Here is a 23,083-nt window from a genome sequence, read left to right as displayed (position 1 = left end):
GGCGATGCAGCTATCTGTCTGGACATACGAAGGACCGCCCCATGTTGGGGCCATGCGCGTTGCCACCGCGATGGAGGGGATGCACTACGTGCTCCATGCGCCGCAGGGGGATACCTACGCCGACCTTCTGTTCACCATGATCGAGCGGCGCGGCAAGCGCCCGCCCGTCACCTACACCACCTTCCAGGCGCGCGATCTCGGCAAGGATACGGCCCAGCTTTTCCAGGATGCCGCCCGCGACGCGATCGAGCGGTTCCAGCCGCAGGCCGTGATGGTGGGCGCCAGCTGCACGGCGGAACTGATCCAGGATGATCCCGCCGGCCTGTGCGAGGCGATGGACCTGCCCTGCCCGGTCATCCCGCTGGAGCTGCCCAGCTACCAGCGCAAGGAGAACTGGGGCGCGGCGGAAACCTTCTACCAGGTGGTGCGCCACCTTGCGGACCCGTCGATCACGCCGCGCGGGGGCCAGCGCAAGCTCGCCAATATCCTCGGCCCTACTGCCCTTGGCTTTCGCCACCGCGACGACGTGATCGAAGTGCGGCGGATACTCGATGCGCTGGGCGTCGAGGTGAACTGCGTAGCCCCGCTGGGTGCCTCGCCTGCCGACATCGCCCGGCTGGGAGCCGCCGATTTCAACGTGGTGCTCTATCCCGAAACGGGCATGGAAGCGGCGCGCTGGCTGGAGCGGACCTTCCGCCAGCCGACTGTCCGCACAGTGCCCATCGGCGTTGGCGCAACCCGCGAATTCGTGCGCGAGGTGGCGGCGCTGGCCGGAGTCGACCCCTCCCCTGCGCTTGACGGTGACGGCTCTCGCCTGCCGTGGTGGAGCCGCTCTGTCGATTCGACATACCTTACCGGCAAGCGGGTCTTCATCTTCGGCGATGCCACCCACGCCATCGCCGCCGCCCGCATTGCGCGGGACGAACTGGGTTTCGAGGTCTGCGGACTCGGCTGCTACAACCGCGAATTCGCCCGCGAACTGCGCGAAGCGGCGGCAGAGCACGGCGTGGAGCCGCTGATCACCGACGATCACCTCGCCGTGGAAGACGCCATCGCCGCGGCCTCTCCCGAACTGGTGCTGGGCACGCAGATGGAGCGGCACATCGCCAAGCGCCTGCGCCTGCCCTGTGCGGTGATTTCCTCGCCCGTCCACGTGCAGGACTTTCCCGCCCGCCACAGCCCGCAGATGGGTTTCGAGGGCGCGAACGTGATCTTCGACAGCTGGGTGCATCCGCTGGTGATGGGGCTGGAAGAGCACCTGCTGACGATGTTCCGCGAGGATTTCGAATTTTCCGACCATGCAGGGGCCTCCCACCTGCACGCCGGAGCGCCGAAAGAGCAAACGGTAACGGGGCAAGACGAGCCCGCCATCGGTTCGCTCTGGACCGACGAGGCCGAGCGCGAACTGAAGAAAATCCCGTTCTTCGTGCGCGGAAAGGCGCGGCGCAACACCGAAGCTTTCGCCGCCGAGAACGATCGCGCGCCGATCGATATCACCACACTCTACGACGCCAAGGCCCACTATGCCCGGTAGCGGCCGCCCCAGGGTTCGCGTCACCATCGTGACGCTGGACAAGCACCTGAAGGGTGCGGCGGAACGTGCTGGTGACGAGCTGGCGATGGACAACATCCACCTCTCGCTCCACGCCGCCGCCGACTGGGACCGCGAACCCGCATCGCTGGACCGGGCGAAGGAGGATGTCGCGAAAGCCGACATCGTGATCGCCACGATGTTGTTCCTCGACGATCACGTGCGCGCCATCATGCCCGCACTGCAGGAACGGCGCGAGCAATGCGATGCCATGCTGGGCCTCATGTCCGCTGGCGAAATCGTGAAGCTGACGCGGCTCGGCAACTATCGCATGGACAAGCCTGCCAAGGGTCCGCTCGCGCTATTGAAGAAGCTGCGCGGCCAGGCGGGAAAGAACGGCAAGGGTGGCGGCAGTTCGGGCGCCGGGCAGATGAAGATGCTGCGCCGCCTGCCCAAGATCCTGCGCTTCATCCCCGGCACCGCGCAGGACGTGCGTTCCTATTTCCTCACCCTGCAATACTGGCTTTCGGGATCGGAGACGAATGTCGTCTCCATGGTCCGCGCGCTGGTGGATCGCTATGCGGCGGGAGACCGGCTGACCCGGCGCGGCATGACGCCGCACGATGCCCCGCGCGAATATCCCGAAGTCGGCGTCTATCATCCCCGCACGGAGCAGAAGCTTTCCGAAAGCCTACGCCTGCTGCCGCGCCGCAAGGGCGAGAACGGCACGGTCGGCCTATTGCTGCTGCGGTCCTACTTGCTCAGCAACGATGCCGGCCACTACGATGGCGCGATCGCCGCAATGGAAGCCGCCGGGCTGCGCGTCGTCCCCGCCTTTGCCAGCGGTCTGGATTCGCGTCCGGCAATCGAAAAGTTCTTCGTTCGCGAAGGCAGGCCGACTGTTGATGCCATAGTAAACCTCACGGGATTCTCTCTGGTGGGCGGCCCTGCCTACAGCGATACCGAAGCGGCGGTGGAGACCCTCACCGGGCTGGACCTGCCGTACCTCGCCGCCCACGCCATCGAATTCCAGACGCTGGAGGAATGGCACGAGCGCAAGCAGGGCCTGCTGCCGCTGGAGGCGACGATGATGGTCGCGCTACCGGAACTCGACGGTGCCATCGCGCCCAGCGTCTTCGGCGGTCGCAGCGATGCGGCGGAAGGCCGCGTGCGCGCCATGCAATGCGATCCCGAACGGGCGAAAGCGCTGGCCGACAAGGTCGTTCGCCTGATTGCGCTGCGCCGGTCCGAGCGGGCAGACCGCAAGCTTGCAATCGCCCTGTTCAATTTCCCGCCCAACGCCGGGGCCACCGGCACTGCTGCCCACCTGGCCGTCTGGGAATCGCTGCATGCGACTCTTCAGCGACTTGCAAACGAGGGATATTCGCTGGACGTGCCCGAAAGCGTGGATGCGCTTCGCGCTGCCGTGCTGGAAGGCAATGCCGCGCGGTTCGGTGCCGATGCCAATGTCGCGGCCCGCGTTTCGGCGGACGACCACGTTCGCCGCGAGCCGCATCTGGCGCAGATCGAGGCACAGTGGGGCCCGGCCCCCGGACGGCAGCAAAGCGACGGCTCACACATCCATGTGCTGGGCGCACAGTTCGGCAATGTCTTCGTCGGCATCCAGCCCGCCTTCGGTTACGAGGGCGATCCGATGCGGCTGCTGTTCGAAGGCGACTTCGCGCCGACCCATGCCTTTGCCGCATTCTACCGCTGGATCCGCGATGATTTCGGCGCGCATTCGATCCTGCATTTCGGCACCCACGGTGCGCTGGAATTCATGCCCGGCAAGCAGACCGGCCTTTCCGGCGATTGCTGGCCGGAGCGGCTGCTGGGCGACCTGCCCAACTACTACCTCTATGCGTCCAACAACCCTTCCGAGGGCATTCTCGCGAAGCGCCGTTCGGGTGCCACGCTGGTCAGCTACCTCACGCCGTCCCTCGCGCAGGCGGGCCTCTACAATGGCTTTGCCGAGCTCAAGGCGAGCGTGGAGCGCTGGCGCGGCTCCGAAGAAGGGGAGGAACGCGATGCGCTGGAGGCATTGATCGCCGATCAATGCGCCGCGCTCGACATCGATTGCCACGAGATCGAGACACTTGCCGGCGACCTCTACGAACTCGAACGCACTCTCATCCCGCACGGCCTTCACGTTCTTGGGAAAGCGCCCCAAGGCGAGGAGCACGGCGATCTTCTCGCCGCCTTTGCAGAAGCCAACCCTGACGCGGACGCCAACGAGTTTGCCGCCGCGCTGGATAGCTGCGACGAGCTTTCCGCGCTCATCCACGCCCTCGACGGCGGCTACGTACAGCCTGCTCCCGGCGGTGACCTGCTCGCGAACCCGGAAGTGCTGCCCACCGGGCGCAACATCCACGGTTTCGATCCTTTCCGCATCCCCAGCCGCTTCGCCTGCGAACAGGGGCGCATGCAGGCCGAGGGCGTGCTTGCCCGGCATTGCGCCAGCGGAGCGGATTTTCCCGAAAGCCTCGCCATGGTGCTGTGGGGCACCGACAACATGAAGAGCGAGGGCGTGCAGATCGCCCAGGCTCTGACGCTGATCGGCGCGCGCCCACGCCTCGACAGCTATGGCAGGCTGGCAGGCGCGGAACTGATCCCGCTCGAAGAACTCGGTCGCCCCAGGGTGGACGTGGTGATGACGCTTTCCGGCATCTTCCGCGATCTTCTCCCCCTGCAAACCCGAATGCTGGCCGAGGCCGCCTTGCTGGCGAGCCAAGCCGACGAACCCGCCGAGATGAACTTCGTGCGCAAGCATACGCTGGCGCACATGGCCGCCCACGCCTGCGACCTGGAAACCGCAGCCCTGCGCGTGTTCTCCAACAACGAGGGCGCATATGGCGCCAACGTGAACTTGATGATCGAGGGCGGCGTCTGGGCCGACCCGGACGAGCTGGCCGATGCCTTCGAGGTACACAAGGGCTTCGCCTATGGTGTAAACGGCACCCCGGTACAGCAGCGCGACTTGCTCCGCAGCGCATTGGCCGACGTGGAGTTTACCTACCAGAACCTCGAGAGCGTCGAAGTCGGGATCACCGATCTCGACCAGTACGTTGACGGGCTTGGCGGCATCAGCCGTTCCATTTCCCGCGCGCGCGGCAAGGATGCGCCTGTCTATATCCTCGATGCTACGCAAGGCGCCGCCAAGGTTCGCACGCTCGCCGAACAGATCGCACTGGAAACGCGCACCCGCACGCTCAACCCCAAGTGGTTCGAAGGCATGCTGAAGCACGGATACGAAGGCGTTCGGCATATCGAGGGGCACGTCACCAACACCATGGGCTGGTCCGCCACCACCGGCGAAGTTGCGCCGTGGGTCTACCAGCAGATCAGCGAAACCTTCGTGCTGGACGAGGCGATGCGCCGCCGCCTCGCCGAACTCAATCCCAAGTCATCCGCCCGCGTCGCCGGACGCCTGCTGGAAGCGTGCGAGCGCGACCTGTGGCGGCCGGACGAGGAAACGCTCGCCGCCTTGCAGGCCGCTTCCGACGACCTCGAGGACCGGATGGAAGGCATAGCGGCAGAATAATGAGGAATTTCCAATGAACCTGCTCGACCCCAAAGCGAAGTTCTCCCCGCCCGATGGCGAGGGGTCGGTGCAGGTCGGCCTCGACCCGCGCGACCAGATCAAGGGCGCGAAGGTGTTCGCGGTCTACGGCAAGGGCGGGATCGGCAAATCGACCACGTCGTCCAACCTTTCCGCCGCGTTCTCCAAACTGGGCCACCGCGTTCTGCAGATCGGCTGCGACCCCAAGCACGATTCCACGTTCACCCTCACCAAGAAGCTGATGCCGACGGTGATCGACGTGCTGGAAACGGTCGAATTTCACAGCGAGGAATTGCGGCCCGAAGACTACATGTTTGAAGGCTACAACGGCGTGATGTGCGTGGAAGCAGGCGGCCCACCTGCAGGCACGGGCTGCGGCGGATACGTGGTCGGCCAGACGGTTAAACTGCTGAAGCAGCACCATCTGCTGGAAGACACCGACGTGGTGATCTTCGACGTGCTGGGCGACGTGGTGTGCGGCGGGTTTGCCGCGCCGCTGCAACATGCCGAACGCGCGCTTGTGGTGGCCGCCAACGATTTCGACAGCATCTTCGCCATGAACCGCATCGTTGCCGCCATTGGCGCGAAGGCGAAGAACTACGAGGTGCGCCTCGCAGGCGTGATCGCCAACCGCTCCGCCCAGACCGACGAAATCGACCGATTCTCCGATGCCATCAACATGAAGCGGCTGGCCCATTTCCGGGACCTCGACGCCATCCGCCGTTCGCGCCTGAAGAAATGCACGCTTTTCGAAATGGAAGACTCCCCCGAAGTGCAGGCTGCGCAGGACGAATACCTGCGGCTGGCGGCATTGCTTTGGGCCGGGGTCGATCCGGTGGAAGCGAAGCCGATGAAGGACCGCGACATCTTCGATTTCCTGGGGTTCGAATAATGGCAACGCAGGCTCCCTCCCGGTACGATACGCAGCGCGAGAAGCTCGCCGCCTACTTCGACGGCACGGCGCAGAAGGCGTGGATCGACCTGACGTCGGACGCCAAGGTCAGCGGCATTCGCGCCACCGTGCGCGCCGGGCGTGACGAAATGCGCGGCACCCTGCTTGGCTGGCTCCCCGCAGACCTGCGCCGCGCACGCCTGCTCGATGCCGGATGCGGCACCGGCGCGCTCAGCATGGACGCGGCCTGCCGGGGCGCGGAAATCACCGCGATCGACGTCGCGGGCGGGCTGGTTGAAATCGCGCGCAAGCGGTCCGGCACCTTCCTCGGTCATGGCCGCATCGACTGGCGCGTTGGCGATATGCTCGATCCCGCGCTGGGCGAATTCGATCACGTCGTGGCGATGGATTCGCTGATCCACTATTCGCCTGCCGACATTGTGGATGCTGTCGCCGCGCTGGCCGCCAACTGCCGCCGCTCACTGCTGTTCACCTTTGCGCCCTACACTCCGATGCTCGGCGCGATGCACCGCGTGGGCAAATTGTTCCCCCGCTCGGATCGCTCCCCCGCCATCGTGCCCATTGCCGAAGACGACCTCCGCCAGCGACTGGCCTGTCTCAACGACTGGCAGATTGGCCGCAGCCACCGCGTTTCCAGCGGCTTCTATAAGTCGCACGCTCTCGAACTGGTGCGCCGCTGATGAACCAGGGCGCTCCCCTTTCGGCACGATGGAGCAGGGTCGCTGTGGCCTGGCTTCCCTTTGCCGATGCGGCGAGCGCCGATCTTCGTCTGCCCCGACTGCTGCGCCTCTCGCTGTTCCAGGTGAGCGTGGGCATGACCATGGTGCTGCTCAACGGCACGCTGAACCGCGTGATGATCGTGGAACTGGGCACGCCCGCCTGGCTGGTCGCCGGACTGATCGCGCTGCCCCTGCTGCTCGCCCCGTTCCGCGTCGCCATCGGCCACCGTTCGGACACGCATCGGTCCGTGTTGGGCTGGCGGCGCGTTCCCTATATCTGGTTCGGCACGCTGATGCAGTTCGGCGGCCTAGCGATCATGCCGTTCGCGCTGCTGCTGCTGGGCCGTCCCGAGAACTTCTCTCTCGGACTTGCCGCGAGCATCCTCGCATTCCTACTCGCCGGAGCCGGCCTTCACACGACGCAGACGGCCGGGCTGGCTCTCGCCAGCGACCTCGCCCCGCCGGAAAAACGGCCCCGCGTCGTCGCGCTGCTTTACGTCATGCTGCTGGCGGGCATGATGCTGGCCGCGCTGGTGATCGGCACCATCCTTGCAAATTTCACGCCCACCCGCCTCGTGCAGGTTATCCAGGGCGCGGCCGTGCTGGCCCTGGTGCTGAACATGACCGCGCTGTGGAAGCAGGAGGGACGCAGCGCCGCTGTCGCGTCTCGCGATACCCCGCGCCCTCCCTTTGCCGAAGTCTGGGCTGCCTTCACGGCAGAGCCTGATACGCGCCGACTGCTGACGGCCATCGGCCTTGGCGCTGCGGCGTTCGCCATGCAGGACGCCCTGCTGGAACCTTACGGTGGCGAAGTGCTGGGCCTCACGGTCGGCGCCACCACCGGATTGACGGGCGCATGGGCCTTCGGCGCGCTGGCAGGCTTCGCCTTTACCGCGCGGCGGATGAACGACGGCGCCGATCCGCTGCGCATGGCCGGATACGGGATAACGGCCGGGATCGCCGCCTTCCTGCTGGTGATCTTTGCCGCGCCGTTCGACGTTCCGGGAATGCTGGCCACTGGGGCCATTGGTATCGGCTTCGGCGTCGGCCTGTTCTCGGTCGGCACGCTGGTTGCGGCCATGGCGCTTTCCTCCAGAGGGACCGGCGGCGTCGCGCTTGGCGCGTGGGGCGCGGTGCAGGCGACCTGTGCGGGCCTCGCCATCGCCGCAGGCGGCATCCTGCGGGACGTGTTTTCTACCTTTGCAGTGGCGGACGGCCTTGGTGCCGCCGTGGGCGACCGGGCGACCGGCTACGCCACTGTCTACACCATCGAAATCGCCCTCCTGCTGATTGCCCTGGTGGTGATCGGCCCCCTGGTGGGACGCGACCGCAGCAACGCCGACCACACCCAGCAGCCCCGTTTCGGGCTGACCGAGTTCCCCACGTGACCCTGCGGGAAAGGAAAGAACAATGAACGAGAATATTGTCGGATCGATCGACGTGGCGGAGATGGCGTTTTACGCCTTCGTGCTGTTCTTCATCGCACTCATTTTCTACCTCCGGCGCGAGGATCGACGAGAGGGCTACCCCCTCGAGGACGAGCTGACCGGCGCAGTGGAGTCGCCCGGCGGACCGCTCTCCACCGCGTCTACCAAGTCGTTCAAGCTGCCGCACGGCCGCGGAACGGTGACTGCCCCCACGCAGGGCCGCGAGAAGGTGGACATTGCTGCCAAGCGGCGCGAGAATTTCGGCGGCGCGCCCTACACGCCCACCGGCAACCCGCTGGACGACGGCATCGGCCCTGCCGCCTACGCCGAACGCGCCCGTGTTCCCGATATCGACGCCCACGGACTGCCCCGCATCGTGCCCATGTCGACGCTACCCGATTTCGCCATCGCCCCGCTCAGCACCGATCCGCGCGGCCTGCCGGTGATGGCCGCCGATGGCATGAAGGCTGGCACCGTGACGGACCTGTGGGTGGACCGGGCCGAACACTGCATCCGCTACCTTGCCATCGACACCGGTGCAGGCACGGCCCTTGCGCCGATGGCCATGGCGCTGGTGCGGCGCGATCACGTTTCCATCGATGCCATCAACGCCGCGCACTTCACCGGCGTGCCCGGTCTTGCCGCGACAGACAGCATCACCCGCTACGAGGAAGAACGCATCGTCGCCTACTTCGGCGGCGGCTACCTCTATGCCAACCAGGGAAGGCAGGAACCGTGGCTGTAACCGAATACGAGAACGAGCCGATCCGCGGGCTACCGGGTCACCTGCCAGAAGGCGAGCATATCGTGTGGCAGGGCGCGCCGGACTGGCGGGTCTTCGCCCGCAGCGCGCTCTACACCCGCTGGATCGCCTTCTACTTCACCCTGCTTGCCGCGCTGGCGCTGGTCAGCGGCAGCGTGGGCGGAGCGGGGATGACCGCGATCAGCGGGGCGGTGGTTCTTGGCCTGCTCAACCTGTTCGCCTGGGGTGTCGGCAAGACGACGGTCTACACCATTACCAACCGCCGGGTCGTGCTGCGCATCGGCGTGGCGCTGAACAAGTGCATCAACCTGCCCCTTTCGCTGATCGGCTCTGCGAGCCTGCGAGAGCACGGCGGAGAGAACGGCGACATCGCTTTGCAACTGACCGGCAAGCACCGGCTCGGCTATGCCGTACTCTGGCCTCACGCGCGGCCAGTGCGGCTGCGTGATCCCCAGCCGATGCTGCGGGCGCTGCCGAATGCGGCTGAAGTTGCCGCTATCCTGCGCCGGACCTGCGCCGACGTCGTGCCGAACGCGACGGGCGAAACCGCGCCTCAGCAGCGCGGCGGCATGGCAACTCCGCCAAGGGAAGCTGCCGCATGACCCACGCCGCGCATCATAATGGGCATGGCCACAGCCACGAGAACACAGTGCCGCGCCCGGCGCTGTTCCTTGCAGGTGGCCTGGTATTCGCATCTATCACGATGACGGCTCTGGTATCGGCAGGCGTGTTGGATCGTGAGGCCGTGCCTGCTGTCGCAAGGGCTGAAGCGAACATCGAGCCTGTCGCTATCCGCCATCTGACCTTTGCGGATCTTTCCGATGGCAGCGTGCGCATTGCCGACGCCGGAACCAGGAAAGAAGTGGCTATCTTCGCCAGCGAAACGCCTGGCGGCGGCTTCGTTCGCGGTGTCTTGCGGGGCCTCGCACGCGACCGGCGCATGCGAGGCATCGGCGCCGCGCCACCGTTCGCTTTGACTTATTGGGAGGACGGATCGCTTTCCCTGACTGACGAGGCCACAGGCCGCAGTGTCGAGCTCGGCGCTTTCGGGCCGGACAATCGCGCAACCTTTGCCGCCCTGCTTCCGGAAGGAACGCAGCAATGAGCCCGCGCACCTTCGATATCCCCTGCCGCATCGCGGTGGAACAGAGCGAAGAGCATTTCCACGCCCACGTGGAACTGGCCGGCGAAGTGGCCATCGCGCCCGGCGACCGGGTTCGCGTTCATGGCGCCCCCATCCAGATCGCCTTCGGGGAAACGGCGGTGTTCGAACGCATGGCAACCGTCACCCGCGCCGGGACGTTGGGCCGCGCCTGGACCCGCCTTGCCGCCTATTTCGACCTCAAGGAACTCTACGAAGTCAGCTTCAACCCAGGGAGGGTGCGATGAACGCACAAACGAAGTTTCCCACGCCCACATCCAGCGCCGACACGATGGCGATGGCAACGCACGAAACCGTGCTCTCGCCCCGCTTCTACACCACGGATTTCGATGCACTGGACGCCATCGACGTAAGCCCCGTGCGCGCAGAATGGGATGCCCTGATCGAAGAGATGATCGGCGATCCGAACAAGAAGCACTTCAGGAAAGACGACAGCTTCAAGGGCGCGATCGACCGGCTGGAGCCTGAACTGCGCGCCGAGTTCATCGATTTCCTCGTCAGCTCTTTGACGGCGGAATTTTCCGGCTGCGTCCTCTATGCCGAGATTGCCCGGCGCACGAAGAACCCCGACGTGAAGCAGCTGTTCAAGCTGCTTGCCCGCGATGAAAGCCGCCACGCCGGTTTTATCAATGAATCGCTGAAGGACGCAGGGATCGGCATCGATCTCGGCTTCCTGACGCGCACGAAGAAATACACCTTCTTCAAGCCGAAATTCATCTGGTACGCGGTCTACCTGTCGGAAAAGATTGGCTATTCACGTTACATCACGATCTACCGGCACCTGGCAGCCAACCCCGACAAGCGCATCCACCCGATCTTCAACTGGTTCGAGGAATGGTGCAACGACGAGTTTCGCCACGGCGAGGCCTTTGCCATGCTGATGCGCGCCGACCCGAAGCTGCTGCGCGGCCATAACAAGCTGTGGGTGCGGTTCTTCATCCTGTCCGTCTACGCGACGATGTACGTGCGCGATCACAACCGCCCGGTCTTTCACGCCGCGCTGGGGATCGATCCGACAGACTACGACTACAAGGTCTTCTCGATCTGCAACCAGATCTGCAAGCAGGTCTTCCCGGTGGAACTGGATATCGACGATCCGCGCTTCCGCCGCAAGATGGAACGCCTGCTGGCTGCCAACCAGCGGATCGAAGCTGGCAAGGAACGCGGCGGCTTGCTCGGCGCGCTGCAACGTGTCGGCGGCATGGCCGGTGCAGGCGCGGCTTTTGCGTCGATGTATTTCCACCGCGCCCGGAAGAACGAACTTCCCGAAACGATCCGGCTCCAGCCTGCATGGTAAGCTGGTCCGGCCATATCCTGCCGGTGGTGGCGACGATTGCGATGTGGTTCTTCGCCACGGGGCTTATCGCTTGGCTCGACAACCGAGAGCGGGCCACTTTCCCGCGCAGCCTCGCCTGGGCAGGCGTGGCGGGTGTTGCAGGCCTGGTGGCTGTCGTTGCCTCCATGCACACGGTATCGCTCGGCGCGGTCTACCTGTCCTTTGCAGGGGCGATCCTGATCTGGGCCTGGCACGAGATCGGCTTCCTCACAGGTGCCATCGCCGGGCCGCGAAGGGAACCCTGCCCGCCCGATGCGAGGGGGTGGGACCGCTTCGGCCATGCCAGCGCGGCGATGGCCTGGCATGAGATCGCACTAGCGCTAACCGCGCTCGTGCTGATTGCGCTCACCTGGTCCGCCCCCAATCAGGTCGGCGCCATGGTGTTCCTGCTGCTGTTCGTCCTGCGCCTGAGCACGAAGCTCAACATCTTTGTCGGCGTGCCGAACATGAGCACCGAGATCATCCCGCCGCACCTTGCCTACCTGCAAAGCTATTTCGGCCCGCGCCGGCTGCACCCGCTGCTTGTCGCCTCTGTGATCGGCAATGTGGCGCTGGCGACCTGGCTGGGACTGGCCGCACTACAGGCCGCGCCGGGTAGCGCAGAGGCAGCCGGTGCCAGCCTGCTGTTCGCACTCGCGGCGCTCGGCGCGCTCGAGCACCTTTTTCTCGCCCTGCCGTTCCGCGATGGGGCCTTGTGGAAGTGGGCCATCCCGGCGCGCGGCCACGATACGCAGACCTTTTGAACGGGGGGGAACCGTACATGGACTTCGAAGGATTCTTCAGCAACGAACTGGACGCTGTACGGCAGGAAGGGCGCTACCGCGTCTTCACCGAGATCGAGCGGCACCGCGGCGCCTTCCCCAATGCCACGCGCTACGTCGGCGGCGGCACGCAGGATGTCACCGTCTGGTGTTCGAACGACTACCTCGGCATGGGCCAGCATCCCGTCGTGATAGAGGCGATGCACCGCGTGCTGGACGAATGCGGCGCGGGCGCGGGCGGCACGCGCAATATCTCGGGCACCAACCATCATCACGTGCTGCTGGAACAGGAACTGGCCGATCTGCACGGCAAGGAGTCCGCACTGTTGTTCACCAGCGGCTATGTCTCCAACTGGGCGGGCCTCGGCACGCTCGCCAGTCGCATACCCGGCTGCGTGGTCTTTTCCGACGCGCTCAACCACGCCAGCATGATCGAGGGTATTCGCCACAGCCGCGCGCCATACAAGATCTGGGCGCACAACGATCCCGAAGACCTCGACCGGATGCTGTCAGCATACGGACCGGAAGTGCCCAAGCTGGTCGCGTTCGAAAGCGTTTATTCGATGGACGGCGATATCGCGCCGATCGCTGCGATCCTCGACGTCTGCGAGAAGCACGGCGCGATGAGCTATATCGACGAAGTCCACGCCGTCGGCCTCTACGGCCCGCGCGGTGGCGGAGTGGCCGAGCGCGAGGGGCTGATGGACCGCATTACCGTGATCGAGGGCACGCTTGGCAAGGCGTTCGGCGTGATGGGGGGCTACATCGCGGCGTCGGCAAACCTTGTCGATTTCGTGCGCAGCTTCGCCAGCGGCTTCATCTTCAGCACAGCCCTGCCCCCCGCCGTCGCCGCCGGGGCCTGCGCCAGTATTCGCCACCTGAAACAGAGCGAGGTCGAGCGCGTTCGGCAGCGCGACCGGGTTGCGACCGTACGGCGCAAGCTCGACATGCTGGGTATCCCGCACCTTATAAACCCGAGCCACATCATTCCCGTGATGGTGGGCGATGCACACAAGTGCAAACGCATCAGCGACTGGCTGATGGACAACCACGGCATCTACGTGCAGCCGATCAATTACCCGACTGTTCCCCGCGGGACAGAGCGTTTGCGCCTCACCCCCTCACCGGTTCACAGCGACGGCGATATCGACCGTCTGATCGACGCGCTGAGTGACATCTGGTCGCAGTGCGAACTGGCCAGGGGTGCTGTCGCCGCCTGATCAGTATTCGTGGCCATACAAAAAGGGCGCCGGAACTGATCCGGCGCCCTTTTTCGTTTCCAGCGAGATCGCGAAGATTACTGGCTGAAGGTCTGCAAGTGCGCGATCACGTCTGCCCGGTCCTGCGGATCGGAGAGGCCGGCAAAGGCCATCTTCGTGCCCGGCACCACGCGTTGCGGATTTTCCAGATACTGGAACAGCTTCTCGGGCGTCCAGGTGATGCCGCTGTTGGCATTCGCCTCTGTGTATTGATAGCCCTCGACCGTACCGGCCTCGCGGCCCACGATACCCGCCAGCGACGGACCGATGCGGTTCACGCCCGGATCGCCGACGTGGCATGATCCGCACTGCAGGAACACGGTGCTGCCAGCTTCCGCATCACCGGTGAAATCCGCAAGTACGGTGCCGTCGATGGTGTCGGTCGATTCTGGCGGGGGAGCTTCTGCCGTCGTGGCAGCAGCGGCCGGCTCAGGCGTCGCCGCCTCGGTCTCTGCTGCGGGCGGTGGCGGTGGCTCATCCCCGCCGCCGCCACAGGCGGAAAGCATTGCCAGGGATACGCCAACAAGTGCAAGATGCGAAAAGGACTTCATCAAAGAATTCTCCCCTTTTATGAACCGCCTTCGGTCGGGCAGCGACAAACCAACGCTCTTCCCAGCATTGAGTGCCCTTATAGTTTCACGCCGGCAATCCCGACGTTGGTCCACCCTGCACCCTTTTCTTCGCAATGGAAATGAACTTCGACCTGCGACTGCTCTTGTCGGCAGGAAAACAGGCCTGTTCCGCATAAACGGTGGGGCGAAGACTCTTCAGCGGCCGCTGAGCGGGACGCTTGCACATGGATCGCCGTACATCGCGCCGTTGTCGATGCAGAAGAAAGCGTCGGCGTCCCAATCCGCAGGCCGGTCTCCCTTGGCATCGCCCACGTAGGCCAGCGAGACCGTGGACGGATAGCCCTGCACCCGGAGCATTTCCGGCACCAGCGCGAAGCGCCCTTCTTTCGAGCTCGTTCCTTCGGGGGAGGCCCTCGTCAGCAGCACCCTGAAGTCGCGTCCCCGCAGCAAACCAAGCTTTGCCAGATTGGACTCGGTTGCCAGTTGTTCCCTGTCGAGCCTGTTGGTGACGAAAACGACGTGTCCACCGGCGCGATTGACGTGGTTCACGAATTCGATGGAGCCGGGCACGGGGGTTGCCGCTTCCTGCTGGGTCCAGTCGAACCAGGTCTCGGTTTGATAGCTGGCGCCGGTCCTGTCCAGCTCGACCTGGTAGGCGACGTTGTTCATCACCGTCTCGTCAAGGTCGAGAACCACGTACCAGCTACCGTCGGGCCGTGCGCTCTCCAGCGCGTCGACGTGCTGGGTGGCCTCTGCGAAGACTTCTCGCGCTTCGCTCGCCCAGTCGTCGGAGTTCAGCACCCAGGCGGTGCCCGGCTTCAGTTCGGCCACGGGCGTCATACCGCCGGTATGCGCGCAGGCGGCAAGGCCGAGGCAGACCAGCGAAGCGGCGAGTTTTACGAGCTTGGTCATGGAGTGATTCCGTTTGATAGAAAGCTTCGCGCCTCTCGCATCCGGGCTGCGCGGATACAACTGCAATCGGGAGCGATGCGAAAATGCGAGGGACCGATGTCGCTTGCCGCAAGAGACTTCAATTCGCAACGTGTTGCTGCCAATGGCCAAGGCATAGCCAACTGACGGGATCGACCGCGTGACTCATCGGAATGAAAAGTTGATGGAAACCACCCGCCGCACCCTGCTGCGCGGCTTCGGCGCTGCTGCCGTGACGGCCTTCGGCTTCCTGCCCGCCGCCCGCGTGCTCGCCGCGCCGGTTTTCCGCGATTATCCCTTCCAGCTTGGCGTTGCCGCCGGCGATCCCGCGCCGGACGGTTTCGTGATCTGGACCCGGCTGGCGACGCAACCGCTGGAGATCGATTACGGCATGCCCGCCGCCGCGATCGAGGTGAACTGGGAAGTGGCCGCTGACGAACGCTTCCGCGACGTCGTGCAGACCGGCACGGCTCTCGCACGGCCCGAACTCGGCCATAGCGTGCACGTGGAAGTCGCCGGGCTGCAACCCAACCGTCCCTACTGGTATCGCTTTACCAGCGGGCGAGAGCGCAGCCTGTGGGGCCGCGCGATGACCCTGCCCGCGCCGGGCCAGCCGCTGGACCGCGTACGTTTCGGCATCGCCGGGTGCCAGCATTACGAGCAGGGCTACTACACCGCGCACCGCCATCTCGCCGCCGAAGAACCCGATTTCGTCTTCTGCTACGGCGACTACCTCTACGAAGGCCGCTCCAACCGCGTGTGGAACGGCGGGGAAATGGGTCCGCTGGAAAACGTGCGCCAGTACGAGGGCGACGAGCTTTACACCCTGGGCGACTACCGTCGGCGTTACGCCCAGACGAAGATGGATACAGACCTCCAAGCAGCCCACGCGGCTGCGCCGTGGTTCATGACCTGGGACGATCACGAGATCGACAACAACTGGGTCGGCGATATCGACCAGGACGGCACGCCGCCCGCGATCTTCGCCCTGCGCAAGCAGTCTGCGATGCAGGCGTATTATGAAAACATGCCGCTGCGCGCGTCGTCGATGCCTGCGGGCACGCGGATGCAGCTTTACCGGCAGGCGCGCTACGGCGATTTGCTGGACTTGAACCTGCTCGACACGCGCCAGTACCGGTCGGATCAGCCCTGTAACGATCGCTGGGGCGTGCCCTGCGAGGCCATCGACAGGCGCGATGCCGCCGTGCTGGGCGGCACGCAGGAGGAATGGCTGATGGGCCGCCTGCGCGCGTCGAACGCTCGGTGGCAGGTGCTGGCGCAGCAGATCATGATGATGGACCTTGACCGCACGCCCGGCGAACCGCGCACGGAGAATCTCGATAGCTGGGCAGGCTACCGTGAACCGCGCCGCCGCGTGCTGGAGGCCGTGCGCGAACAGAGCCGTGGCAACGTCGTGGTGCTGACGGGCGATGAGCACCAGAACTACGCTGGCGAACTGCACATTGACGGCAAGGCACCCGGCCCGCGCCCGATTGCGACGGAGTTCGTTTCCACCTCCATCACTTCGGGCGGCAACGGCATAGACCAGCGCGGCGACACAGTGGCGATTCAGCAGGAAAACCCGCAACTCAAGTGGCACAATGCCCAGCGCGGCTACGTGATGTGCGAGGTCACGCCCGATCTCTGGACCACCCAGTTCCGGACCATTGATACCGTGACCGATCGCGGCGGCGAAATGCGCACCCGGATGACGATGACGGTCGAGAACGGCAGGCCGGAGTCTCTGACCGAAGCCTGATCAGTCCTTGTCGAAAACGAAGGCGGCGGGCAGCAGCGCGCCGATCGTGGTGGTGACGGCGTTGCCACCGGCGTGATCGCAGCACACTATTTCGATGTCGCGGCCGGATAGGCTCGCCGCCTCCTGGATGGCCTGACGGCACCCGCCGCAGGGCATCACCGCTTCGCCCGCCTCCCCGTCCTTCGCATGGCGTGGGCCGCCGACAACGACGATACGCGCGACCTTGCCGAGGCCGAAAGCGACCTGCGCCGCGGCTAGCGCGGATTGCTCCGCGCAGACGCCCAGCCGATAACAGCCGTTCTCCATGTTGGCGCCCTGTGCAATCTCGCCGTCTTCGCTTTCGACAGCGCAACCGACAAGGAAATCCGAATAGGGAGCATGGGCCTTGGCGCGCGCCTCGATGGCCGCTTCGATCAGTTTCCCGCTCATGCCGCGTGGCCTGCTCGCGGAGCGTCCAGCCGCCGGGCCAGGGCAACTGCGCCCAGGATCAGGAACGGCACCAGCACGAAAGACAGCACGATCTTGGCAATGGCCTGTCCCACCAGCAGGCTGCCGATGGGAAACTCGCCGTAGAAAGCGAGAGTGATGAAGATTAGCGTGTCGACTGCCTGGCTGATGGCGGAAGCCACCGCCCCGCGCACCATCAGGCCCATGCCGCCCCCTTGCCGGCCCTTCCCGCGAAGCTTGTCGAAAATCCACACGTTCAGCAGCAGCGATACGCCGTAAGCCACCGGCCCCGCCGCCATGATGCGCGGCGTCTGTCCGTGTACCCGCTCGAACGCGGCGAGGTTTTCCGCCGGCATATCTGGCGAGGCGGGCAGCAGCAGGACGAGGCCAATCAGCGCGACTGAGAACGCCAGCGGCAGGAAGCCCCACAGCACCAGCCGATCCGCCGCGGCCTTGCCGTGGAGCTGCGATACCGCGCTGGAAATCACGACCAGCAGCAGGAATGCGAGGATGCCGCTTTCCACCACCAACGGGCCGATGGCGAACTGCTTGTAGGCGAGAACCCCCGCAATCACGGTCATCCCGCCGTAGAGCAGCGAGAGCACGAAGAACGATCGCGGTTGCGAATCGGTGGGCGATACCGGGGGCGAGTCAGGCGATGAGTGACGATCCATGGCAGGTGGCTATTCAACCCACCGCGCAAATGGAAGAGCCTGGCAAGATATTCACAGGCAGGAAATTTCAATTGAAAGGATCGTGGCTGGCGGGCAATGTGTGCACCTGCACCAAAATTCAGGAGAAGCCGTGCCTCCCCAATTGATCTCGCTTGCGGGGATCGCAGTGATCCTCCTGCTCGCCTTTCTGCTTTCGAACGCCAAGCGCCAGATCAGCCTGCGCATCGTCGGCTCTGCCTTTGCGCTTCAGGCTGCGATTGCTGCGCTGGTCTTGCGGACCGACTGGGGCGCGGCGGTGATCCGCACCATGGCTGACGGCGTGGCCGCCCTGCTGTCATACGCAGATGCGGGCACGCAGTTCCTGTTTGGCAGCAATGAGGCCAACCCGCTCTCCAATACGTTCGCGCTTGGCGCGCTGCCGGTAATCGTGTTCTTCGCCTCGCTGGTGTCGATCCTCTATCATGTCGGCGTGATGCAGCGACTGGTCCGGTGGCTGGGCGGCGCGATCGGCTGGATCACCGGTATCTCAAAGGTCGAATCGCTGGGATCAGCAGCGAACATTTTCGTCGGTCAGTCGGAAAGCCCTCTGGTGGTGCGCCCCTATCTGGCCGCACTGTCACCCTCGCGCCTGTTCACGCTGATGACCGTCGGCATGGCCGGTGTCGCAGGCACGATCCTTGCCGCCTATGCCGGATTGCTTGGCCCTGCTTACCTTCCCGTCCTGCTTGCCGCTGCCTTCATGTCGGCACCCGGCGGCATCCTGATGGCGAAGATCGTCATGCCCGATACCGGCGAACCTTCCCCCGAAGCCGAAGGCGAGCTGACCTTGCCCCAAGGCCGCATAAGCTCGGAGGGGCCGGCGGCCCTGACCGAAGGCGAGGTGCCGCACGAAGTGGAAGCCGCAGCCCATTTCGATGAGCATGGCCGCGCGGCCAACATCATCGAGGCGGCAGCACAAGGTGCCCAGACCGGCCTAAGGCTCGCCGTTGCCGTGGGCGCGATGGTGCTTACCTTTGTTGCGCTGATCGCTCTCGCCAACGGCATCCTTGGCGGTATCGGCGGCTGGTTCGGAATGCCGGACCTCTCGTTCCAGCAAATCCTCGGCTGGGTTTTCGCCCCGATCATGTTCCTGATCGGCGTGCCCTGGGCAGAAGCCGGGACGGCGGGCGGCCTGTTCGGTACCAAGATCGTGCTCAACGAATTTGTCGCCTTCATCGATCTGGGGGCGCTGGAAGACGGCACCCTCGCCCCGCGCACCGCGGCCATCGTCACCTTCGCCCTGTGCGGTTTCGCGAATTTCAGCTCCATCGCCATCCAGATGGCCGTGACCGGCGGGCTGGCGCCGAACCAGCGCCCCGTCATCGCCAAGCTTGGCATCAAAGCGCTGGCCGCCGGTTCGCTCGCCAACCTGATGAGCGCGGCGCTGGCCGGGCTGTTCCTCCCTCTCTAGGTTCCCGTCATGGATAATATCGCCACCATTTCCCTGTCCCGTCCCGTCGCCCAGATTGCCGACGACCTTGGTCGCAGCTTCGCCGAATACGGTTTCGCCATCGTGCGCGACCACGACATCGAGCAGGACCTGATCGACCGCGCCGAGACGATGGCGCGCCGCTTCTTCGACCTGCCATCGGAGACCAAGCGCGCCTACCACGTAACTGGCGGCGGCGGTGCGCGAGGTTACACCCCGTTCGGCACCGAAATCGCCAAGGATGCAAAGGTCCACGACCTGAAGGAATTCTGGCACGTGGGCCGCAGCCTGCCTGAGGGCCACCCCTTGTCGGACGTGATGCAGCCCAACCTCTGGCCTGCCGAACTGCCCGAATTCCGCGAGACTTTCGAGGAACTCTTCAGCGCGTTCGAGGCCACCGGCGCGCGCATTCTCAGCGCCATCGCGCTGCACCTTGGCCTCGAAGAGGACTGGTTCACGCCAACCGTGAAGGACGGTAACTCGGTGATGCGCCTGCTGCATTACCCGCCCCTCCCCGCCGACGCGCCCGAGGGCGCCATCCGGGCAGCGGCGCACGGCGACATCAACACCATCACCCTGCTGCTGGGGGCCGAGGAAGCCGGGCTCGAACTGCTCAACAAGCAGGGCGAATGGATGCCCGTATCGCCACCGCCCGGCGCGTTGGCGGTGAACGTGGGCGACATGCTGGACCGGCTGACGAACAGCAAGCTGCGGTCGACCACGCACCGCGTCGTGAACCCCTCGGGCGAAGCTGCACGTCGCTCACGCTACTCGATGCCGTTCTTCCTGCACTTCCGGCCCGACTTCCTGATCGAGCCGCTACCGCAATGCGTGGAGCCGGGCGAGACGCCGGAGCCGCCGATCCTGGCGCATGACTACCTGATGCAGAGGCTGCGCGAGATCGGTTTGGCCTGATCCCCAGCAGGTTGCAGCCCGCGGCGGCGACCGCGAAAGCGCAGTGGTTTCAGATGCGACGGTGTTGCGCCGCAGCAACAATTCTGCACGAATATGCTGCGTTGCAATAAACTGACTCCATTGTCACTACACTGTCATGGCACTGGGGTTGTGGACGCCTGTCTGGACGAAGGGTCCGGGATCGTTAACCCTTGTGAGGAAACTGTAATGAAACTCCGCCTGCTTCTTGCGGTGAGTATGCCCAGCATCGCGCTCGGCATTGCCGCGCCTGCCCATGCGCAGTCGACCGGTTCGACCGATTTCGAAGATAACACCATCATCGTCACCGGTGCGCGCGACATCGACGTGGGCGGGATCAGCATTCCCGAAACGTCGCGTGCCAAGCAGGTGATCGACGAGGAACTGATCCGTCGCCAGCGCCCCGGCCAGTCGCTCAACGACATCGTGAACCTGGTTCCGGGCGTCAGCTTCCAGAACAACGACCCTTGGGGTTCCTCGGGCGGTGGTTTCACCATCCGCGGATTCGGCGCGGACCGCGTGTCGCAGACGCTGGACGGTATTCCGCTGAACGACAGCGGCAACTACGCCCTCTACACCAACCAGCAGGTCGACACCGAGGTGCTGTCCTCGATCAACGTCAACCTCGGCACCACCGACGTCGACAGCCCGACTGCTTCGGCCGCCGGCGGCACGATCAACATCCGCACCCGCGAACCTTCGGATTTCGCCGCCGTCACCGCCACGGCCACCTATGGCCAGGTGCTTGCCAGCAATTCGGAAAACACCGATTACTATCGCGGTTTCGCGATGTTCGACACCGGCGACATCACCGGCAATGGCCTGAAGGCTTTCGCCTCGCTGAGCTACACCAACTACGGCGTGCCCTACAATCCGTACGGCGAAATCGACAAGACGCAGTTCAACGCCCGTATCTGGCAGGACATCGGTGACAACGGCGACTTCATCTCGCTGACCGGCCACTGGAACGAGAACGTCAACAACTTCGCGGGTTCCGAAAGCCTCGGCGCTCTCGTGGCTCTGTCCGACGGCGACGTTCAGGACGCCCTCGAAGAAGAAACCGGCCTTTCGGTTGGCGAGGCACGTTTCGAACTTTATCGCTTCAGCGGCGAATTCCCCTGCACCGTGCCCAGCAACGTGCTGATCGGCGGCGGCGGCGAGAACGGCGAATCCGAGCGTTACGACGATCGTAACGGTTGCGGTGCTGCTTTCTACCGTCGCTACAACCCGTCGCGCACGGGCAACCTGCGTGCGAACTCGCTGTTCACCCTGACCGACAAGCTGACTTTCGCGATGGACGCCAGCTATCAGTACGTGAAGGCCAATGGTGGCGGCCCCGACGATCTGCGTGAAGGTTTCTTCCGTCCGCGCGGCACCACGTCCGATCTGACCGGTGCTTTCAACGGCGGCTACTACTTCGGTCGTGACCTCAACGGCGACGGCGACATGCTGGACCGTATTGCCGGTAACGACCCCAGCCAGACCCGCACCGACCGGTTCGGCCTGGTTGCCAACCTCATCTACGATATCACCCCTGACCACACCGTTCGTGCCGCCTACACGCTGGATCACGCACGTCACCGTCAGACCGGCGAAATCACCACGATGATGGCCAACGGCGAAATTCGCGACATTTACGCCATCGATAGCCCGCTGCTGGATGTCTATGGCAACGAAGTGAACAAGCGTGACCGTCTGTCCTACGCGATCCTGCACCAGCTTTCGGCCGAGTACGCCGGTAACTTCGGCGATCTCTACGTGAACGCCGGCCTGCGTGTGCCGTTCTTCAGCCGCGAGCTGAACCAGAACTGCTACACCACCTCGGAAGATGGCTTCGTCGATTGCCCGACGCCGGGCCAGGATCTGACCGCTTACGAAGCAGCGAACCCCGACTATGTCGCCCCGCTGTCGCGTGAGTACAATTACGACAAGATCCTGCCGTCGTTCGGTCTGGTCTACAACTTCACCGGTGAAGTGTCGGCCTTCGCGAACTATAACAAGGGTCTTTCGGTGCCCGGCACCGATCCGCTGTACGACTCGCTCTACGTCCCCGAAGCCGGTCGTGCACAGCCGGTTCCGGAAACCACGGACAGCTTCGACCTGGGCCTGCGTTTCACCAGCGGCCGCGTTCAGGCGCAGATCGCCGGTTGGTACACCCGCTACAACGATCGCCTGGCATCCGCCTTCGATCCGACGGCGCGCAACGGCGAAGGTGCCGTGGTGTTCCGTAACCTGGGCCGAGTGGACAAGTACGGCGTGGACGCTTCTGTGTCCTTCGCGCCTACCGACAACACGCTACTCTACGTTTTCGGCTCGATCAACGAATCGGAAATTCAGGACGACGTGATCGGCGGCAACTGCGGTCTTGACCGGGACGGCAACCCCTCGCCCGCTCAGTACGGCTGTACGCTTGCCAACCAGGGTGAGCAGTACATCGTGCCGGTCGGCGGCAACTCGGAATCGGGCACGCCGTCCTACAGCTTCGGTGGCCGCGCGCAGGCCAACCTCGGCCCGGCGGAACTCGGCATCCAGGCCAAGTACACCGGCCCGCGCTGGATCAACGACGTCAACGAACTGGAAGCTCCGGGCTACACGCTGGTCGACCTCGACCTGCGCATCAACCTGGCAGAGTTCGACAACGGCCAGACCGCTGCCCTGCAGTTGAACGTGACGAACATCTTCGATGAATACTACATCGGGTTCTTCGGCGGTTCGCTGGACGGCTTCGGCTTCGCACAGATCGGCGCACCGCGCGCTGCCAGCGTCTCGCTGCTGGTCGGCTTCTAAGCCTCAGCCAGTCTGAAACAAAAAGGGCGGCGGCATTCGAAAGAGTGCCGCCGCCTTTTTTTGGCCGTTAGAAAAGTGAATCG

20 protein-coding genes are annotated in these 23,083 nt (G+C 64.7%); 16 read left to right on the top strand and 4 right to left on the bottom strand.

The annotated features are described in order from the left end of the window. Positions 1-4 precede the first annotated feature (4 nt). The 12 genes from bchB to hemA are packed head-to-tail and all read left to right on the top strand — an operon-like array spanning position 5 to position 13,391. Positions 5-1,534 carry a ferredoxin:protochlorophyllide reductase (ATP-dependent) subunit B gene (bchB, locus tag D4Q51_RS11395; RefSeq protein WP_120077869.1) on the top strand — a complete coding sequence of 510 codons (1,530 nt, stop codon included), beginning with the start codon at positions 5-7 and terminating at the stop codon, positions 1,532-1,534. Next, on the top strand, positions 1,524-5,072 hold the full coding sequence (locus D4Q51_RS11390; protein WP_120077868.1) for a magnesium chelatase subunit H: 3,549 nt from the start codon (positions 1,524-1,526) through the stop codon (positions 5,070-5,072). The genes bchB and D4Q51_RS11390 overlap by 11 nt, the downstream gene beginning before the upstream one ends. A gap of 13 nt (positions 5,073-5,085) precedes the next feature. After that, on the top strand, positions 5,086-5,982 hold the full coding sequence (gene bchL, locus D4Q51_RS11385; RefSeq protein ID WP_120077867.1) for a ferredoxin:protochlorophyllide reductase (ATP-dependent) iron-sulfur ATP-binding protein: 897 nt from the start codon (positions 5,086-5,088) through the stop codon (positions 5,980-5,982). Beyond that, positions 5,982-6,683 (top strand): magnesium protoporphyrin IX methyltransferase, encoded by a 702-nt coding sequence (bchM, locus tag D4Q51_RS11380; RefSeq protein ID WP_120077866.1) that lies wholly within the window; start codon positions 5,982-5,984, stop codon positions 6,681-6,683. The genes bchL and bchM overlap by 1 nt, the downstream gene beginning before the upstream one ends. Before the next feature lie 44 nt (positions 6,684-6,727). Continuing rightward, complete coding sequence (locus tag D4Q51_RS11375; protein WP_338068472.1) at positions 6,728-8,110, top strand: BCD family MFS transporter; 1,383 nt, start codon at positions 6,728-6,730, stop codon at positions 8,108-8,110. A 22-nt stretch (positions 8,111-8,132) separates the two neighbouring features. Then, positions 8,133-8,894, top strand: coding sequence for a photosynthetic reaction center subunit H (puhA, locus tag D4Q51_RS11370; protein ID WP_120077864.1), 762 nt, complete (start codon positions 8,133-8,135; stop codon positions 8,892-8,894). Next, entirely contained in the window at positions 8,885-9,514 is a 630-nt protein-coding gene (gene puhB / locus D4Q51_RS11365; protein WP_120077863.1) for a photosynthetic complex putative assembly protein PuhB, read from the top strand. Before puhA ends, puhB begins: the two co-directional genes overlap by 10 nt. Beyond that, on the top strand, positions 9,511-10,017 hold the full coding sequence (puhC, locus tag D4Q51_RS11360; RefSeq protein ID WP_120077862.1) for a photosynthetic complex assembly protein PuhC: 507 nt from the start codon (positions 9,511-9,513) through the stop codon (positions 10,015-10,017). The genes puhB and puhC overlap by 4 nt, the downstream gene beginning before the upstream one ends. Beyond that, complete coding sequence (locus tag D4Q51_RS11355; protein WP_120077861.1) at positions 10,014-10,301, top strand: hypothetical protein; 288 nt, start codon at positions 10,014-10,016, stop codon at positions 10,299-10,301. The genes puhC and D4Q51_RS11355 overlap by 4 nt, the downstream gene beginning before the upstream one ends. Beyond that, positions 10,298-11,371, top strand: a complete 1,074-nt coding sequence (gene acsF / locus D4Q51_RS11350; protein ID WP_120077860.1) for a magnesium-protoporphyrin IX monomethyl ester (oxidative) cyclase — start codon at positions 10,298-10,300, stop codon at positions 11,369-11,371. The genes D4Q51_RS11355 and acsF overlap by 4 nt, the downstream gene beginning before the upstream one ends. Continuing rightward, entirely contained in the window at positions 11,365-12,153 is a 789-nt protein-coding gene (gene puhE, locus D4Q51_RS11345; RefSeq protein WP_120077859.1) for a putative photosynthetic complex assembly protein PuhE, read from the top strand. Before acsF ends, puhE begins: the two co-directional genes overlap by 7 nt. Before the next feature lie 17 nt (positions 12,154-12,170). Beyond that, positions 12,171-13,391 (top strand): 5-aminolevulinate synthase, encoded by a 1,221-nt coding sequence (gene hemA / locus D4Q51_RS11340; protein WP_120077858.1) that lies wholly within the window; start codon positions 12,171-12,173, stop codon positions 13,389-13,391. Positions 13,392-13,468: 77 nt separating this feature from the next. On the opposite strand, the gene D4Q51_RS11335 is transcribed toward hemA, so the two are convergent. Further along, positions 13,469-13,981, bottom strand: coding sequence for a c-type cytochrome (locus tag D4Q51_RS11335; protein ID WP_120077857.1), 513 nt, complete (start codon positions 13,979-13,981; stop codon positions 13,469-13,471). A gap of 216 nt (positions 13,982-14,197) precedes the next feature. After that, positions 14,198-14,914, bottom strand: coding sequence for an HAD family acid phosphatase (locus D4Q51_RS11330; protein WP_120077856.1), 717 nt, complete (start codon positions 14,912-14,914; stop codon positions 14,198-14,200). 202 nt (positions 14,915-15,116) lie between these two features. On the opposite strand from D4Q51_RS11330, the gene D4Q51_RS11325 reads away from it, so the two are divergent. Next, positions 15,117-16,691, top strand: a complete 1,575-nt coding sequence (locus D4Q51_RS11325; RefSeq protein WP_120077855.1) for an alkaline phosphatase D family protein — start codon at positions 15,117-15,119, stop codon at positions 16,689-16,691. On the opposite strand, the gene D4Q51_RS11320 is transcribed toward D4Q51_RS11325, so the two are convergent. Both D4Q51_RS11320 and D4Q51_RS11315 read right to left on the bottom strand, forming a co-directional pair. Further along, the gene (locus D4Q51_RS11320) at positions 16,692-17,120 is read right to left on the bottom strand and encodes a cytidine deaminase (RefSeq protein WP_120077854.1); all 429 of its coding nucleotides are present in this window, start codon (positions 17,118-17,120) and stop codon (positions 16,692-16,694) included. Then, the gene (locus tag D4Q51_RS11315; protein ID WP_120077853.1) at positions 17,117-17,812 is read right to left on the bottom strand and encodes a queuosine precursor transporter; all 696 of its coding nucleotides are present in this window, start codon (positions 17,810-17,812) and stop codon (positions 17,117-17,119) included. The genes D4Q51_RS11320 and D4Q51_RS11315 overlap by 4 nt, the downstream gene beginning before the upstream one ends. 130 nt (positions 17,813-17,942) lie before the next feature. Between D4Q51_RS11315 and D4Q51_RS11310 the strand changes: the two genes are divergently transcribed. From D4Q51_RS11310 to D4Q51_RS11300, 3 genes are all read left to right on the top strand, one after another. Then, positions 17,943-19,262 (top strand): NupC/NupG family nucleoside CNT transporter, encoded by a 1,320-nt coding sequence (locus D4Q51_RS11310; protein ID WP_240624690.1) that lies wholly within the window; start codon positions 17,943-17,945, stop codon positions 19,260-19,262. 9 nt (positions 19,263-19,271) lie between these two features. Beyond that, positions 19,272-20,195, top strand: coding sequence for an isopenicillin N synthase family dioxygenase (locus tag D4Q51_RS11305; protein ID WP_120077851.1), 924 nt, complete (start codon positions 19,272-19,274; stop codon positions 20,193-20,195). A gap of 207 nt (positions 20,196-20,402) precedes the next feature. Further along, entirely contained in the window at positions 20,403-23,000 is a 2,598-nt protein-coding gene (locus tag D4Q51_RS11300) for a TonB-dependent receptor (protein WP_240624689.1), read from the top strand. Positions 23,001-23,083 lie beyond the last annotated feature (83 nt).

Origin of the sequence: Aurantiacibacter odishensis (assembly GCF_003605195.1) — a bacterium.
GTDB classification, from domain to species: domain Bacteria; phylum Pseudomonadota; class Alphaproteobacteria; order Sphingomonadales; family Sphingomonadaceae; genus Alteraurantiacibacter; species Alteraurantiacibacter odishensis.
Note: the sequence above shows the minus strand (reverse complement) of the source record. Positions and strands in the feature narration are given on the sequence as shown.

Bases quoted from the DNA above. Each gene is read 5' to 3' on its own strand.
- bchB (WP_120077869.1), top strand. From the start codon at position 5: ATGCAGCTATCTGTCTGGACATACGAAGGACCGCCCCATGTTGGGGCC.
- D4Q51_RS11390 (WP_120077868.1), top strand. From the start codon at position 1,524: ATGCCCGGTAGCGGCCGCCCCAGGGTTCGCGTCACCATCGTGACGCTG.
- bchL (WP_120077867.1), top strand. From the start codon at position 5,086: ATGAACCTGCTCGACCCCAAAGCGAAGTTCTCCCCGCCCGATGGCGAG.
- bchM (WP_120077866.1), top strand. From the start codon at position 5,982: ATGGCAACGCAGGCTCCCTCCCGGTACGATACGCAGCGCGAGAAGCTC.
- puhA (WP_120077864.1), top strand. From the start codon at position 8,133: ATGAACGAGAATATTGTCGGATCGATCGACGTGGCGGAGATGGCGTTT.
- puhC (WP_120077862.1), top strand. From the start codon at position 9,511: ATGACCCACGCCGCGCATCATAATGGGCATGGCCACAGCCACGAGAAC.
- D4Q51_RS11355 (WP_120077861.1), top strand. From the start codon at position 10,014: ATGAGCCCGCGCACCTTCGATATCCCCTGCCGCATCGCGGTGGAACAG.
- acsF (WP_120077860.1), top strand. From the start codon at position 10,298: ATGAACGCACAAACGAAGTTTCCCACGCCCACATCCAGCGCCGACACG.
- puhE (WP_120077859.1), top strand. From the start codon at position 11,365: ATGGTAAGCTGGTCCGGCCATATCCTGCCGGTGGTGGCGACGATTGCG.
- hemA (WP_120077858.1), top strand. From the start codon at position 12,171: ATGGACTTCGAAGGATTCTTCAGCAACGAACTGGACGCTGTACGGCAG.
- D4Q51_RS11335 (WP_120077857.1), bottom strand. From the start codon at position 13,981: ATGAAGTCCTTTTCGCATCTTGCACTTGTTGGCGTATCCCTGGCAATG.
- D4Q51_RS11330 (WP_120077856.1), bottom strand. From the start codon at position 14,914: ATGACCAAGCTCGTAAAACTCGCCGCTTCGCTGGTCTGCCTCGGCCTT.
- D4Q51_RS11325 (WP_120077855.1), top strand. From the start codon at position 15,117: ATGGAAACCACCCGCCGCACCCTGCTGCGCGGCTTCGGCGCTGCTGCC.
- D4Q51_RS11320 (WP_120077854.1), bottom strand. From the start codon at position 17,120: ATGAGCGGGAAACTGATCGAAGCGGCCATCGAGGCGCGCGCCAAGGCC.
- D4Q51_RS11315 (WP_120077853.1), bottom strand. From the start codon at position 17,812: ATGGATCGTCACTCATCGCCTGACTCGCCCCCGGTATCGCCCACCGAT.
- D4Q51_RS11305 (WP_120077851.1), top strand. From the start codon at position 19,272: ATGGATAATATCGCCACCATTTCCCTGTCCCGTCCCGTCGCCCAGATT.
- D4Q51_RS11300 (WP_240624689.1), top strand. From the start codon at position 20,403: ATGAAACTCCGCCTGCTTCTTGCGGTGAGTATGCCCAGCATCGCGCTC.